This is a genomic window from Streptomyces sp. Act143, from assembly GCF_003143935.1.
GTDB lineage: Bacteria > Actinomycetota > Actinomycetes > Streptomycetales > Streptomycetaceae > Streptomyces.
In genome coordinates this window covers 7996829-8011441 of record NZ_QFRX01000001.1, presented here as the reverse complement: position 1 = coordinate 8011441, position 14613 = coordinate 7996829, and the positions used below count along the sequence as shown (strand labels likewise).

The following is a 14613-nucleotide window of genomic DNA, read 5'->3' as shown; positions in this document are numbered from 1 at the left end:
TCCCCGTCCACCGCCTCGGGAGCCGCTTTGATCCGGCGCGTCACCGCCCCCGCCCTCTTCCCGCCCCCCACCTACTCCCACGCCTCCGTCGTGGAGGCCGGGACCAGACTCGCGTTCCTCGCCGGTTCGGTGCCGCTGGACGGTGAGGGCCGACTGGTCGGCGAGGGAGACCCCGTGCGCCAGGCCGAGCAGGTGATCGCCAATCTGGAGGAGCAACTGCGGGTGATCGGCAGCGACTTGACCCACGTGCTCTCCACGGACGTGTATGTCGTGAGCAATGAGACGTCAGCTCTCTCCGCCGTCTGGGAGGTCGTGGAGGCGTCCGGGCTCAGCACCGGGCCGCACTCGTCCACGCTGATCGGCGTGGCCTGCCTCGGGTACAGCGGCCAGTTGGTGGAGATCACCGCGACGGCCGCGGTCCCGGAGGAGGCGCGATGAACGCCGGACAAGGCGTCTCGATACGCCGGGCCACCGCCCCTGACGCCGCCGCGGCGGCCGACGTCTGGCTGCGGTCGTTCGGTGCCGCACTGCCGACGGTCGTCCGGCCACGGTCCGACGACGAGGTACGGGACTACTTCCGGGCGGTGGTCGTGCCGTTGCGGGACACCTGGGTCGCGGAGACGTCCGGTCCCGGGAACCGGGAGATCGTGGGGGTCATGGTGCTCGACGGCGACCTGCTCTCCCAGCTCTACCTCGCCCCGGAGTGGCGCGGGCGGGGCGTCGGGGACCGGTTCGTCGCGCTCGCCAAGGAGCGCAGTCCGCAGGGGCTGCACCTGTGGACCTTCCAGGTCAACAAGCCCGCCCACCGCTTCTACGAGCGGCACGGCTTCGTCGCGGCCGAGTCGACGGACGGGAGCGGGAACGAGGAGCGGGAGCCGGACGTGCGGTACGTCTGGCAGCCGTGAGCAACCCGAGGAGGATCAGCGGCGCGCGTTTCGGGCCAGCCCCAGCGCGTACGACGGCCACCAGCGGCCCGCCGCCGGCCCACCCCGGCAGGTTCCGTCGGACTCACCCGGGCGCTTGATCCACAGGTACGCGTCCAGCCGAGGGTGTCCCGTGCGTGCCGTCGGGGGTTCGCCCAGGGCGCGTCCGGGTGGATTGCACCAGCCGTCGGTGCCGGCGTAGGGCCCGTTGCCGTTGCGGCTGGTGTCGATGACGTAGTGCTTGCCGCCGAGGTCCTTCGAGAGCTGGTCCCCGTAGGTGGAACTGGCGGCGCTCGTCTGGAAGTTGGAGACGTTGAGCGCGAAGCCGTCGGCGCGGGTCCCTCCCGACGCCTTCAGGGCGTCGACCAGACGCCACGCCTCCGGAATCCAGCCGGAGTTGCCCGCGTCGAGGTAGACGCGGGTGTGCGGGCGCCGCTCGATACGGTCGACGGCGTAGGCGAGCAGGGCGTAGCGGTCCTTCGCGACGATCCGTGTGCAGCCCGCCACCACCTGGGCGACGGCGTCCGGTTCGACGATGACATAGGCGGCCCGGTCGCCGAGGGCTGCGGCGAACTCGTCCACCCACGCGCGGTAGGCAGCCGCGCTCGGGGCACCTCCGGTGGAGAACAGGCCGCAGTCGCGGTGGGGGATGTAGTACGCCACGAGTACGGCCGTCCGGCCGGTGCGCGCCGCGGCCGTGGTGCGGGCGCGGACGACGGGGCCGGGGTGCGGGCCGTTCAGCCACTCGGCCTGGGGGCGCGTCGCGATGCGGTCCATCAACGCGGCCTCCGTGTGCCGCCCCGCCCGCCTCCACTCGGCGGCCTGCCGGGCGGCCCGTGAGTCGGGGTTCGTCCAGAACGACTCGGGGGCAGTGCAGTGCGCCGAGGCCGCGGGCTGTCCGAGGCGGCACGGGCCGCCGTCCGGCACCCCGCCCGAGGCGCCGGTGCAGCACACGCCGACGAGCAGCACGGCGAGCACCGCACGCGAAGCCCGCCCACCGGCCAGTGACGACCACCCGAACACCGGCAACTCCGTTCCCGCCGCCGATACCAGGCGCCGGGAGCGGCGCGGGACGCAGGCGGCGGCGCGACTCGTCCCGACGGAAGTGTGCGACCGCACCGCCCCCACACCGGCGCACGCCCGCCCGGCCCGCACCAGGATCACCCCGACGGCGGCCCCTCACCCATGCGGGCCGCTCACTGCCCCCGCCGGCCCCTCACTCATCCAGACCCTTCGCTCCACCCGCCGGCCCCTCCCCCATCCGCCCCCTCACTCCACCTGCCGGCCCCTCCCTCATCTGCCCCCTCGCTCCACCCGCCGGACCCTCACTCCACCCGCCTCCCCCAAACCCGCCCCTTCGGCAACGGTCGCGCATAACCGCCCACCCGGCTCGTCCCCAGGCCCAGCCCGACCAGCGACTCCGCCAGCTTCACCGCGGCCCCCACCCCGTCGACCACCGGCAGCCCCAGCTTCTCCCCCACCGCCCGCTGCAAGCCCGTCATTCCGGCGCAGCCCAGCACCAGCACCTCGGCCCCCGCTGCGATCGCTCTCTCCGCGGCGGCGACGAAGGCGGCCTCCGTGCGCTCCGCGTCGCCGAGTTCGAGGACGCTCAGGCCCGTTCCGACAACCGCCGCGCAGTTGCGGCCGACGCCCGCCAGTTCCAGGCTGTCCTCGATCTGGCCGCAGGAGCGTTCCAGGGTGGTGACCACCCCGTAGCGGCGGCCGAGCAGGCAGGCCAGATGGGCCGCCGCCTCGGTGATGTCGACGACCGGCACGTCCACCAGCTCCCGGACGCCTTCCCGCCCGTGTTCTCCGAAGCCGGCCATGACGACCGCGTCGTAGGCCGGTCCCTCGTAGGTGCGCAGGAGGTCGATCACCGCGGCGGCCGACAGGTAGCTGTCGAGCCAGCCCTCGGCCGACTCGGGTCCCCACCGCGGCGTCAGCCCGGTCACGGCGGTGCCCGGGCCTGCCGCGGCCCGGGCACCTCGTACGATCTCCTCGGTCATCTCCTGCGTGGTGTTGCAGTTGGTGACGACGATCCGCACTTCCGTCAGACCTCCACAGCCTCGTTGGTCGTAGCCGCTGCCGTGGCCGTGCGTTCGTCGCGGCACAGCACCGCGTACAGTCCCGCCGCCAGCGCCGTGCCGATGAACCAGGAGTACGGGGCCACGTCGCTGAACGTCTTCACCAGGGCGAGGACCGCCGCGACGCCCGCCGCCGGCAGGAAGGCCCACAGCGCCTTGGGGTTGACGCCCTTCCGGTAGTAGTAGCGGGCGCCGGGGGTGCCGTCGAACAGTTCGTTCACGTCCACGCGGCCCTTCTTGATCCAGTAGTAGTCCAGCATGATCACGCCGAACAGCGGGCCCAGGAAGGCACCGAGACCGCCGAGGAAGTAGTTGACGACCGTGGGGTTGGAGAAGAGGTTCCAGGGGGTCACCACCAGCGCCGCCACCGTGCTGATCATGCCGCCGACCTTGAAGGTGATCTTCTGCGGCCAGACGTTGGCGAGGTCGTACGCCGGTGAGACGAAGTTGGCGACGATGTTGACGCCCATGGTGGCGACGGCGAAGGTGAGCGCGGCGACGACCAGGACCCAGGTGTTGCCGACCTTGGCCACCAGCTCCGCCGGATCGGTGATGGCCTCGCCGAACACCTCCAGCGAACCGGCCGTGACGATCACCGAGACGACCACGAAGGCCGTGGAGTTGATCGGCAGGCCCCAGAAGTTGCCGCGGCGCACGGTGCGGTAGTCCGGCGCGAAGCGGGAGAAGTCGCAGAAGTTGAGCATCAGCGTGCCGTACGTCGCGAGGATCAGTCCGATCGCGCCGAACCACTGCCGCCACTGCTCGCCGACCGACACCGGGTGCGGGGTGGTGGTGAGGGAGATGGTCCAGTCGGCCTTGGCCAGGACCCAGACCGCGAGCGCGATCATGACCAGCCAGATGGCCGGACCACAGAAGTCCTGGAACTTCCGCACAGATTCCATGCCCTGACTGATGATCAGCGCCTGGATCAGCCAGAGGGAGAGGAAGGAGATCCAGCCGAGCGCGTCGAGGCCCAGGAAGGAGCTGTGCGTCCAGGACTCCAGGCCCGGCCAGGCGGCCAGCAGCATCACGTTCACCGCGACCGAGGCCAGATAGGTCTGGATGCCGTACCACATGATGGCGATCACGGCCCGGATGAGGGCCGGGATGTTGGCGCCCCAGACGCCGAAGCTGATGCGGCTGACGACCGGGAAGGGCACGCCGTGGCGCTGGCCGATCCTCCCCATCCAGTTCATGCCGATGTAGATGAGCACGAAGCCGACGAGGAGCGAGGTGAAGACCTGCCACACGTTCATGCCGAGGACGAGCAGACCGGCGGCGAAGGTGTAGTTGCCCAGGTTGTGGACGTCGGACATCCACATCGCGAAGAGGTCGAAGACCTTCCAGTTCCGCTTCCCCGCGGGCGCGAGGTCTTCGTTGGTGAGGCGGGGGTCGGGGACGAACGCGGCGGCGCCGGTGGCTGTGGCGCGGTCAGCGAGGGACACGGGGCCTCCATGTGCCGGGGACGGAGGAGGGTGGCGGCCGTTTGGTATACCAAACTGCGGTCATGCTCCTCCCGTCAAGCGTTCCGACCGATGTCGCGTTCGTTAACGCTCCGTAAAACACCTCCGGAGTCGGCGAAGATGGCTGCATGAGCTCCACGACGAAGATCGAACCCCTCGGCGCCGTCCGCGAACGCGTCCTGGCCGCCCTGCGGCAGGAGATCATCGCGGGCGGTCTGCGCCCGGGCGACCGACTGGTCGAAAGAGAGCTCGCCGAGCGCTTCGGCGTCTCCCGGGTGCCGGTCCGCGAAGCGATCCGCGCCCTGGTCGCCGAGGGCTTCGTCCATTTCGAGACACCACGCCGGACCGTCGTACGGCGGCTCACCCCGCAGGACGTCAAGGAGCTCTTCGAGCTGCGCGAGGCGCTGGAGGTCTACGCGGCCGGGCTGGCCGCGGCCCGCGCGACCCCGCAGGAGCTGGCCGAGGTAGAACGGCTCCTGGACCAGGCGGCGACCGCGACCGAGGCGGGCGACGCGGAGGCGATCACGGACATCAACAGCCGGCTGCACGACCGCATCGTGGCCATGGCCGGCAACACCCTGCTGATCGAGGCCCTCGAACCGGTCGCCGGCCGACTGCGCTGGATGACCCGCCGGAACGAGGAGTGGCCCCAACTCCTTATAGAACACCGTGAGTTGTACGAGGCGATCGCGTCCGGCGACCCGGAGCGGGCCCGCGCGCACGCCCTCGCCCACGTGCGGACCAACTACGAGTCGACGGTACGGCAGCTGTTCGGGGAACCCCGCTGAACCACCGCGGCGGCGCCCCTCGACCCTCTCACCTATGGGCGTACTTGTCGGTCGCGGCGACCAGCGCCTCGACCACGTCGGGCGCGCCCGCGTTGTGCCCGACCTCGTCGATCACCACCAACTCGCTCGTCGGCCAGGCCTGATGGAGCCGCCAGACGATGCCGAGAAGGTTGCCGAAGTCCAGGCTGCCCTGGACGAGCGTGCCGGGGATGCCCTTCAGCAGGTGTGCGTCACGCAGGACGACGCCGTCCGCCTCCAGGAAGTGGTCGTTGCCCCAGTAGTGCGTGACGGTGCGGGCGAAGCCGAGGCGGAACTCCGGGTTCTCGAAACGCTCGACCGACCGCGGCGGCGCCGGAATCGTCGCCGTCTCCCAGTCGGTCCACGCCCGCGCGGCCCGAGCCCGCACCTCGGGGTCGGACGACTCCAGCAGCCGGCTGTACGCGGCGGCGAGGTTCCCGGACCGCTCGCCGACCGGCACCTCCGCGACGAAGCGTTCGAAGGCCTCGGGGAAGATCCGCCCAAGTCCCCTTGTCAACAAGGCGACTTCCGCGTTCGACCCCGTCGCGACCCCGGTCAGCACCAGCTCCGAGACGGCCTCGGGATGCGTCTGGGCATACCGCAGCCCGAGCACCGACCCGAACGACACGCCCCACACCAGCCACCGCTCGATCCCCAGATGCCGCCGCAGCAGCTCCAGGTCGGCGAGCAGATGAGGGGTGGTGTTCACGCTCATGTCGGTCTCGTACACACTCGCGCGCGGCGTGGAACGCCCGCAGCCGCGCTGGTCGAGCAGCACGATCCGGTACGCGGCCGGGTCGAACAGGCGCCGCGCCCAGGATGTGGAACCGGACCCCGGCCCGCCGTGCAGCACGAGGGCCGGCTTGCCGTGTGGATTTCCGCAGGTCTCCCAGTAGACGTGGTTGCCGTCTCCGACATCGAGCAGGCCGTGGTCGTACGGTTCGATCTCCGGGTAGAGAGGCATCCGGTGACCTTAACTCCCGCGCCGGTGCACGGTCGCCTCAATAGACCGCGGCCGCCGTGCGCAGCACGTCCCGGAGCATCTGCGGGGTCAGTCGGCCGGTGAACGTGTTGCGCTGGCTGACGTGGAAACAGCCGAACAGCTCGATTCCGTCGAGCGGTACGCGCGCCCCGTGCCCGAAGACCGGGCGCGGGCGGGGCACCTCCCACCCCGCCTCCGCCAGCGCGGGCAGCGTGGCCTGCCAGCCGAAGGCGCCGAGTACGACGACACTCCGCAGCGTCGGCCGCAGCAGTCTCAGCTCCTGCACCAGCCAGGGACGGCAGGTGTCCCGCTCCCCCGGGGTCGGCTTGTTGGCGGGCGGGGCGCAGTGCACGGGCGAGGTGATGCGGACGCCGTGCAGTTCCAGCCCGTCGTCGGCGGACACGGACGTGGGCTGCGAGGCGAGGCCGACGTCGTGGAGCGCCCGGTACAGCACGTCTCCGGAGCGGTCGCCGGTGAACATCCGACCGGTGCGGTTGCCGCCGTGCGCGGCGGGCGCGAGGCCGATGATCAGCATCCGGGCGTCCGACGGCCCGAAACCGGGTACGGGGCGGCCCCAGTACGTCTGGTCGGCGAAGGCGGCCCGTTTCGTGCGGGCCACCTCCTCGCGCCAGTCGACCAGGCGGGGACAGGCCCGGCAGCCCGCGATACGCAGGTCGAGGTCGGCAAGAGCGTCCACGACACCACCGTACGACCGTCTCCGTGCCGGCCGGCAGCACGCCGGGGGGGCAGGGCCGGACGTGGCGGGCCGGGGGTGGCAGGGCCGGGGGGTGGAGGGGCCCGGCGTGGCAGGGCCCGGCGTGGCAGGGCCCGGCGTGGCAGGGCCCGGCGTGGCAGGGCCCGGCGTGGAATTCCGTCGGGGTGGACCAGGCCGTCGGGCTAAGGTCGGGGCATGGCTGCTGAACGTGTGGAGGGCGAGGCGGGCGAGCGCATGAACACCGACGCACCCGCTCGGAACGGAACCGAGAGGGCACCGGCCGCCACCGGCGCGGAGGCGCCCGGTCCTGGTGCCGACGCGGGACCGGACCAGCAGGTCGCCGCCGCTGTCGCCGCCGCCGAGGCCGCCGGGCCGCAGCAGGGCGAGACGGTTCGGGTCGACAGCTGGATCTGGTCCGTGCGCCTGATCAAGACCCGCTCCGCCGGTGCCGCCGCCTGCAAGGGCGGTCATGTCCGGGTGAACGGCGAGCGGGTCAAGCCGGCCCACTCCGTCCGTGTCGGCGACGAGGTCCGTCTGGTGCACGAGGGACGTGAGCGGATCGTCGTCGTCAAGCGCCTGATCCGGAAGCGGGTCGGGGCCCCGGTCGCCGTGCAGTGCTACGTCGACAACAGCCCGCCGCCTCCGCCGCGCGAGGCCGTCGCTCCGGCAGGCATCCGCGACCGCGGCGCGGGACGCCCGACCAAGCGGGACCGCCGGGACATGGAACGGCTGCGCGGCTTCGGCGGCGAGCCGGGAACGGGCGGCCGCACCCCCCGACCGTGAGACCACCCGCACACGGCGACGACGTCCGGCCCAGGCCCTCCGGCCCGCCGGACGTCGTCGCCCTGTGCGTCGGTGTCACTGCCGAAGCGGCCGCACAGGTCACCCTCGTCGTCCCACCAGCCGCAGCAGCCGTGCGTTGTGGTCGCGTCGGGCCCAGGCGATGAGGGCCAGCGGCACGATCAGGATGAGGGGCGTCGCGGCGTTCTCCCCGTCGAAGTAGGAGACCTGGACCACGAAGGCGCCCACCATCAGCCCGCTCAGCGCCACCGCGGCCACCGACTGGAGCACCGGGATCAACAGGGCGGCGGCACCGGCGAGTTCCAGTGTGCCGATGATGTACATCCCCGCATTGCCCCAGCCCATCTCGGCGAAGGCGTCGACGGCCGTGGGGTGCGCGATCAGCTTGGGCAGCGCGCTCGCGAAGGCGTAGAACAGGGCGAGCAGCACCTGAATGGTGCGCAGGGCGATCCTGGCGCGGCGGCCTCGGGCGGTCGCGGTCTCGGCGACGACGGTGCCGGTACGGGAGTCGGCGGAGGAGGCGGGGGAAGCGGTGGGGACGGAGGTGCCGGGGACGGTCGTCTCGGACATCGGAATCTCCTGTGGAAAGCGGTTCGTTGTGCTGTCACAGAGACAGACCGCCTCCCCCGGCAAAACTCATCGCCGCCCGGCGAGGGAATGCGCGCTTTCTAGGCGGCCTCCCCCACCCGTACCGCCCGCACCCAGATCCGGTCCTCCGTCAGGTACTTGTCCACCCGCAGCCCCGCCTCCGCCAGCGCCCCCTCGAACTGCTCCTTCGTCAGCGGCCGGGACAGAAAGGTCTGGGTCCACACCGCGTCGGGGAACTCGTACTCCGCGTGCACCGAGTTCACCCCGTCCCCCACCGGCTCCGCGGACACCATCCGCACGGTGAAGCCGCTCGGGTCGACGCGTTCGCGCGGCAGGTCGGTGTGGTACTCCTCGCCCTCCCGCTGGATCAGTACGCACCCGCCGTCGGCCACATGCCGGGCGCAGGTGTGCAACAGGCCGCGCCGCACCTCGGTGTCCCCGCTGTGCACGAGGAACGACGCGAGCATCACCACGTCGAACGTCTCGCCCAGGTCGAGGTCCTCGACCTTGCCGCATATCGTGCGCGCCCCGCGGACGCGCTCCAGCATCTGCGGGGACTCGTCCACCGCCGTGACCGTGAAGCCCCGCTCCAGCAGCGGGTGGGTCATCCGCCCCACACCGCAGCCCAGTTCCAGGATGCGCGCCCCCGCCGGTACGGCCGCGGCGATGATGTCCGGCTCGTCGTACACCGGGAGCCGTGCGTACAGCTCCACCGCGCAGCCGTCCGGGGTGATCGCCCCGGGTCCCGTCCCCTCGTACCCCTCACGCATTTTCAGCTCCATGCCCGTCCAACGGCCCGCATCCGCACGCCCGTTCCCCGACCGAACAGCTTCACCCGTTCGAGGGACCGAGTCCCTGGGACGGCAGGGGAAACCATCCGTGCCCGATGTACCAGTGGCCGCCGGACCGCAGATGGTCCCCCACCGCCCGTTCCAGCGCCGTGCGCCGCGGCAGGCCCGCGACCGCCGACTCCGGGTCCCCGAAGACGAACTGAACGGGCTCGGTGTCGGCCGGCTCGGTGTCCTGCGGGGCGATCCGGAACCGCTCCTGGAAGCGGACGATGTTGGAGTCCGCGGGCAGGTAGCGCTTCAGCTGCGGGTCCAGCAGCCAGGAGTGGCACATCGCCGCCCGGTGCTTCTCCTCCGGGTAGCACCGGGCGAAGAACTCGGCGGCCAGGGCCAGCGAGCGGTCGCAGGCGTCCGGCGACAGGGGCCCGAGGAAGTCAGGGATGTGGAGGTCCAGACACGGCGTGCCGACCGGCGCGTCCAGCCCCACGGACGCGAGCTGCCGCGCCGCGCCCCGCCAGAGCCGCGTCCGCTCGAACTGGAGCCGCCCCAGCTGGTACAGCTCGCCGCAGAAATGACGGGTGAGCCACCGCGGGGACTGCACCCCGGCCCGGCCGTGCCGCCGCCGGTGGACGGCCATGTTCCGCCCCAGGTCGGCGAGGGTGCGCCGGGAGACGTCGGCCGGGACGCCCCGGTCGCGGTGGTACGCGCGCGTGTACGGCAGCACCGCGACGAAGACGTACACCGGGAAGCAGCTCCGCAGCGGGCCCGGCTCCCGGTCGGGCCCGGTCAGGTCGGCATCGCCGCCCCCGGGTTCGCCCATGCCCCGGACGAGCTGTTCCGCCGACGCCTCCAGCAGCGACCGCGTCTCCGGGTCGTCCGTCACCCTGCGGCGCATCCGCACGAGTTCGTCGATGTCCTCATGGGGTACCGCGAGGTCGAGCAGCGCCTCGGCGAGATCGTCGGTCTCCGGCAGCACGTGTTCCCCCGGTGAAGAGTTACGTTTTCAGAGAGGAGCGGTGATCCCAATGCGTACGGGCAGTGAGCCCACGACCGCGCGCAGTGCTCTGCGGGCGCGTCTCTGGCTGAGCGTCTGGGGGGTGGTCTGGACGGTCTTCGGGACGGCCGCGTTCGCGCTCGCGGGCCGTCCCGGCTGGGCGGCCGCCTGCGGGGTGCTGTGGCTGGTGATCACCGTCGATCTGACCTTGATCCTCCGGCACATCCGCCAGGGCCCGCACTACCAGCCGGGCCCGGACGTCCCGCCGTACCGGCCGGTGGAGAACCGGCCGCCGCACCGGCGACCGGGGAACCGCCGGCCGAGCGGTCCTCCGGACCGGCCCGCTCCCTGAGCCGTCACGAGTCGAAGCGTGCCGCCTTCAGGTACTGCGGGTTCGGGTCCAGTGCGGCGGCCAGCCGGAAGTGCCGTTTGGCCTGGTCGGGGCGGGCCTGGCGCTCATAGGTGCGGGCGAGTGCGAAGTGTGCGAACGCGTTGTCCGGCTCGCGCTCCAGGACGATGGTGAACTCCAGCTCCGCGGGCCGCAGTTGGGCCGCGGCGAAGAAGGCACGCGCGCGCAGCAGACGGGCGGCGGTGTTCTCGGGGTGCGCGGCGATCACCTGGTCGAGCAGCTTCACCGCACCCTTGGGGTCCCGCGCGGCGAGCAGCTGCTCGGCGGCACGGAAGTCGATGACATGCGTCTCCGGAGTACGTCCGGTCGAACCGCTGGTCTCGGGCACGGCAAAGTCCTTCCCTCACTGGACGGGTTCAACGCCCGGACGAGGGGCTGCTATTCCTGGGTCGCCCGGGGCGAGCCGCGGGACGGCTCGGGGGTGCTCTGAGACGCCTGGGCCGCATCGTGGGACGCGCGAGCTCTTCGTACGAGCTCCTCCCACACGTCCGTCACGCGGCGCCGCAGGTCTTCCAGGGGGACGTCGTTGTCGATGACGATGTCCGCGATCTTCAGGCGCTGCTCCCGCGTGGCCTGGGCGGCCATCCGCGCGCGGGCGTCCTGCTCGGTCATGCCGCGCAGCCTGACGAGGCGGTCGAGCTGGGTCTCGGGGCTCGCGTCGACGACGACCACGACGTCGTAGAGCGGGGCGAGGGCGTTCTCGGTGAGGAGCGGGACGTCGTGGACGACGACCGCGTTCTCGTCGGCGGCGGATTCCAGGGCCCGGGAGCGGGCGCCCACCAGCGGGTGCACGATCGAGTTCAGCACGGCGAGCCTGTCGGGGTCGGCGAACACGATCGACCCCAGTGCGGGCCGGTCCAGGCTGCCGTCGGCGGCGAGCACGCCGTCCCCGAAGGCCGCCACGACAGCGGCCAGTCCCGGCGTACCCGGCGCGACGACCTCGCGCGCGATGCGGTCCGCGTCGATCAGCACGGCACCCCGCTCTACGAGCAGCCGCGACACCTCGCTCTTGCCGGCGCCGATCCCGCCGGTCAGGCCCACCTTCAGCATGAGCCGCAGCTTAGGGGGTGCCGCTGACATCGCGTCCCGCAGGGCTCAGCTGTCGCCCTCCCGCTCCGCCAGGAAGCGCTCGAACTCCCGCCCGATCTCGTCGGCGGACGGGATGTCGGCCGATTCGGCGAGCATGTTGCCGCGGGTCTCGGCGCCCGCCGCGGCGTCGTACTGGTGCTCAAGGCCCTGGACGAGGGCCACGAGATCCTCGTCGCCCTCCTGGATCTGGCGGTCGATCTCGGTCTGGGTGCGGTGGGCGTCGGTGCGCAGGGCGTGCGCGATGCCCGGCAGGACCAGACCGGTGGCCGCCGTGATGGCCTCCAGGACGGTCAGGGCCGCGTCCGGGTACGGGGAGCGGGCGATGTAGTGCGGGACGTGCGCGGCGACTCCCAGGACGTCGTGTCCGGCCTCCATGAGGCGGTACTCGACGAGCGACTCGGCGCTGCCGGGGACCTGCGCCTCCTCGAAGGGGCTGCGGTGGCCCGGCACGAGGTCGTTGCGGTTGCCGTGCGGGGTGAGGCCTACGGGGCGGGTGTGCGGGACGCCCATGGGGATGCCGTGGAAGTTCACGGCGAGCCGGACGCCGAGCCGCTCCACGATCTGCTCGACGGCCGCCGCGAAGCGCTCCCACTCCACGTCCGGCTCCGGGCCGGACAGCAGCAGGAAGGGCGCCCCGGTGGCGTCCTGGACGAGCCGGACCTCGATCGAGGGGACCTCGTAGTCCGTCCAGCGGTCGCGCTTGAAGGTCAGCAGCGGTCGGCGGGCGCGGTAGTCCACGAGCCGGTCGTGGTCGAAACGGGCCACGACCTGGTGGGGCAGCGAGTCGAGCACCCGGTCGACGATCTGGTCGCCGGTCTCGCCCGCGTCGATGTATCCGTCGAAGTGGTAGAGCATGACAAGGCCGGCCGACTCCTGGGCGAGCGCCATGTCGACGACAGCCAGGCCCTTCGGCTCCCATGCGTACAAACCCTGCGGATCAAGCACTGTGACCGCTCCTCCTCGTGTTCGTACTGCACAACGCCCCCCAGGGCATGGGCATTCCCACCCACGCCTCTGATCAGGCACCTCTTACGGGCATCTCATGCGCCGCTCCACCCCGTCACGAGGCCCGCACGCGCGCGTGGAGGAGCGCGACGGCTCGGGGGATCGCCCCGCTCGCGACGGACGTCGACGGGGCCGCCCGGGGTGCCGTCGGGCCAGGGGGCGTCCAGGTGGGGCGTCTGATGACGATGCCGCGTGCGCAGCGGAAGCCGCACCGCCTTTGGCGAGGATGCGCGGCGGGCCCGTGACGACTCACGCGTCACTCGGGTGTCTGTCCGGTTCCGCAACGCCCTTGAGGAGCGCGGGGAACTGCGCGCCCAGTCCCCCGTCGGCCCGCACCCGGAACACCGCTCACCGCACCACCGGAAAACCCTGAGGGGCCGCACCTCGAAAGGTGCGACCCCTCAGCTCAACGGCTAAGCCTCAGCGGCCTGCGTTCAGCTCTGGCCACCCGCGAGCTTCTCGCGAAGCGCGGCGAGCGCCTCGTCCGAGGCCAGCGCGCCGGACGTGTCCGCACCCTCGGAGGAGTACGAACCGCCACCCGCGGCCGGAGCCGCACCGGCGGCGTCGCCACCCTCGGCGGCAGCGGCAGCGTCGGCCTCGCGGCTCTTGATGACCTGCTGCTGGTGCTGCTCGAAGCGGGTCTGCGCCTCGGCGTACTGGCGCTCCCACTCCTCGCGCTGCTTCTCGTAGCCCTCGAGCCAGTCGTTGGTCTCGGGGTCGAAGCCCTCGGGGTAGATGTAGTTGCCCTGGTCGTCGTAGGACGCGGCCATGCCGTACAGGGTCGGGTCGAACTCGACCGAGGCCGGGTCGGCACCGAAGGACTCGTTGGCCTGCTTCAGCGAGAGGCTGATGCGACGACGCTCGAGGTCGATGTCGATGACCTTGACGAAGATCTCGTCGTTGACCTGGACGACCTGCTCCGGGATCTCCACGTGGCGCTCGGCCAGCTCGGAGATGTGCACCAGACCCTCGATGCCCTCGTCCACGCGGACGAACGCACCGAACGGAACCAGCTTCGTGACCTTGCCGGGCACGACCTGGCCGATCTGGTGGGTGCGGGCGAACTGCTGCCACGGGTCTTCCTGGGTCGCCTTCAGCGACAGGGAGACGCGCTCGCGGTCCATGTCGACGTCGAGGACCTCGACGGTGACTTCCTGGCCGACCTCGACAACCTCGGACGGGTGGTCGATGTGCTTCCAGGACAGCTCGGAGACGTGGACCAGACCGTCGACGCCACCCAGGTCCACGAAGGCACCGAAGTTGACGATCGAGGAGACCACACCGGAACGGACCTGACCCTTCTGGAGGGTCGTGAGGAACGTCTGGCGGACCTCGGACTGGGTCTGCTCCAGCCAGGCACGGCGGGACAGGACCACGTTGTTGCGGTTCTTGTCCAGCTCGATGATCTTCGCCTCGAGCTCCTTGCCCACGTAGGGCTGGAGGTCGCGGACGCGGCGCATCTCGACCAGGGAGGCCGGGAGGAAGCCGCGGAGGCCGATGTCGAGGATGAGACCACCCTTGACGACCTCGATGACGGTACCGGTGACGATGCCGTCCTCTTCCTTGATCTTCTCGATGGTGCCCCAGGCACGCTCGTACTGGGCGCGCTTCTTCGAGAGGATCAGGCGGCCTTCCTTGTCCTCCTTCTGGAGGACCAGGGCCTCGATCTCGTCACCGACGGCGACGACCTCGTTGGGGTCGACGTCGTGCTTGATCGAGAGCTCGCGGCTCGGGATGACACCTTCGGTCTTGTAACCGATGTCGAGCAGGACCTCGTCCCGGTCGACCTTCACGATGACGCCGTCGACGATGTCGCCGTCGTTGAAGTACTTGATCGTCTCGTCGATCGCGGCGAGGAAGGCTTCCTCGTTACCGATGTCGTTGACCGCAACCTGCGGGGTGGTGGCGGTGGTCTCGGTGCTGCTCGTCATGTGGGAAAGGGCTCCGGTACGGACATTGAGTCGTA

At 71.3% G+C, this 14613-nt stretch carries 17 protein-coding genes; 5 read left to right on the top strand and 12 right to left on the bottom strand.

Translation table 11 applies throughout. The features are described 5' to 3' along the window. Positions 1-27 precede the first annotated feature (27 nt). Together DI272_RS36565 and DI272_RS36560 are read left to right on the top strand one after the other, a co-directional pair. Entirely contained in the window at positions 28-438 is a 411-nt protein-coding gene (locus tag DI272_RS36565; RefSeq protein ID WP_109499463.1) for a RidA family protein, read from the top strand. After that, entirely contained in the window at positions 435-905 is a 471-nt protein-coding gene (locus DI272_RS36560) for a GNAT family N-acetyltransferase (protein WP_109499462.1), read from the top strand. The genes DI272_RS36565 and DI272_RS36560 overlap by 4 nt, the downstream gene beginning before the upstream one ends. 15 nt (positions 906-920) lie before the next feature. On the opposite strand, the gene DI272_RS36555 is transcribed toward DI272_RS36560, so the two are convergent. The 3 genes from DI272_RS36555 to DI272_RS36545 all read right to left on the bottom strand — a co-directional run bounded on the left by DI272_RS36555 (position 921) and on the right by DI272_RS36545 (position 4452). Beyond that, positions 921-1946, bottom strand: a complete 1026-nt coding sequence (locus DI272_RS36555) for a glycoside hydrolase family 6 protein (RefSeq protein WP_258314784.1) — start codon at positions 1944-1946, stop codon at positions 921-923. Positions 1947-2248: 302 nt separating this feature from the next. Further along, positions 2249-2968, bottom strand: coding sequence for an aspartate/glutamate racemase family protein (locus DI272_RS36550; RefSeq protein WP_109499461.1), 720 nt, complete (start codon positions 2966-2968; stop codon positions 2249-2251). A gap of 5 nt (positions 2969-2973) precedes the next feature. Further along, positions 2974-4452, bottom strand: coding sequence for an NCS1 family nucleobase:cation symporter-1 (locus DI272_RS36545; RefSeq protein ID WP_109499460.1), 1479 nt, complete (start codon positions 4450-4452; stop codon positions 2974-2976). Between the two features lie 146 nt (positions 4453-4598). Between DI272_RS36545 and DI272_RS36540 the strand changes: the two genes are divergently transcribed. Beyond that, positions 4599-5258: a GntR family transcriptional regulator gene (locus tag DI272_RS36540; protein WP_109499459.1), complete on the top strand. Its 660-nt coding sequence runs from the start codon at positions 4599-4601 to the stop codon at positions 5256-5258. 28 nt (positions 5259-5286) lie between these two features. On the opposite strand, the gene pip is transcribed toward DI272_RS36540, so the two are convergent. Further along, positions 5287-6240 (bottom strand): prolyl aminopeptidase, encoded by a 954-nt coding sequence (gene pip, locus DI272_RS36535; RefSeq protein WP_109499458.1) that lies wholly within the window; start codon positions 6238-6240, stop codon positions 5287-5289. Between the two features lie 37 nt (positions 6241-6277). Then, positions 6278-6955 (bottom strand): uracil-DNA glycosylase, encoded by a 678-nt coding sequence (locus DI272_RS36530; protein WP_109499457.1) that lies wholly within the window; start codon positions 6953-6955, stop codon positions 6278-6280. A gap of 213 nt (positions 6956-7168) precedes the next feature. On the opposite strand from DI272_RS36530, the gene DI272_RS36525 reads away from it, so the two are divergent. Next, positions 7169-7756: an RNA-binding S4 domain-containing protein gene (locus DI272_RS36525; protein WP_109499456.1), complete on the top strand. Its 588-nt coding sequence runs from the start codon at positions 7169-7171 to the stop codon at positions 7754-7756. 99 nt (positions 7757-7855) lie between these two features. Here DI272_RS36525 and DI272_RS36520 read toward each other — a convergent pair whose 3' ends face one another. The 3 genes from DI272_RS36520 to DI272_RS36510 form a co-directional block, all read right to left on the bottom strand. After that, positions 7856-8344 (bottom strand): DoxX family protein, encoded by a 489-nt coding sequence (locus DI272_RS36520; RefSeq protein WP_109499455.1) that lies wholly within the window; start codon positions 8342-8344, stop codon positions 7856-7858. Positions 8345-8442: 98 nt separating this feature from the next. Beyond that, the gene (locus DI272_RS36515; RefSeq protein ID WP_181387434.1) at positions 8443-9144 is read right to left on the bottom strand and encodes a bifunctional 2-polyprenyl-6-hydroxyphenol methylase/3-demethylubiquinol 3-O-methyltransferase UbiG; all 702 of its coding nucleotides are present in this window, start codon (positions 9142-9144) and stop codon (positions 8443-8445) included. A 49-nt stretch (positions 9145-9193) separates the two neighbouring features. Then, positions 9194-10126 (bottom strand): acyltransferase domain-containing protein, encoded by a 933-nt coding sequence (locus DI272_RS36510; RefSeq protein ID WP_109499453.1) that lies wholly within the window; start codon positions 10124-10126, stop codon positions 9194-9196. A gap of 49 nt (positions 10127-10175) precedes the next feature. On the opposite strand from DI272_RS36510, the gene DI272_RS36505 reads away from it, so the two are divergent. Next, complete coding sequence (locus DI272_RS36505; protein WP_109499452.1) at positions 10176-10496, top strand: DUF6343 family protein; 321 nt, start codon at positions 10176-10178, stop codon at positions 10494-10496. Positions 10497-10500: 4 nt separating this feature from the next. Here DI272_RS36505 and DI272_RS36500 read toward each other — a convergent pair whose 3' ends face one another. The 4 genes from DI272_RS36500 to rpsA all read right to left on the bottom strand — a co-directional run bounded on the left by DI272_RS36500 (position 10501) and on the right by rpsA (position 14578). Beyond that, positions 10501-10881: a tetratricopeptide repeat protein gene (locus DI272_RS36500; RefSeq protein WP_109499451.1), complete on the bottom strand. Its 381-nt coding sequence runs from the start codon at positions 10879-10881 to the stop codon at positions 10501-10503. A gap of 50 nt (positions 10882-10931) precedes the next feature. Beyond that, complete coding sequence (coaE, locus tag DI272_RS36495) at positions 10932-11603, bottom strand: dephospho-CoA kinase (protein WP_109499450.1); 672 nt, start codon at positions 11601-11603, stop codon at positions 10932-10934. Between the two features lie 45 nt (positions 11604-11648). Further along, entirely contained in the window at positions 11649-12587 is a 939-nt protein-coding gene (locus DI272_RS36490; RefSeq protein ID WP_109499449.1) for a PAC2 family protein, read from the bottom strand. Between the two features lie 494 nt (positions 12588-13081). After that, positions 13082-14578 carry a 30S ribosomal protein S1 gene (rpsA, locus tag DI272_RS36485; RefSeq protein WP_031166273.1) on the bottom strand — a complete coding sequence of 499 codons (1497 nt, stop codon included), beginning with the start codon at positions 14576-14578 and terminating at the stop codon, positions 13082-13084. Positions 14579-14613 lie beyond the last annotated feature (35 nt).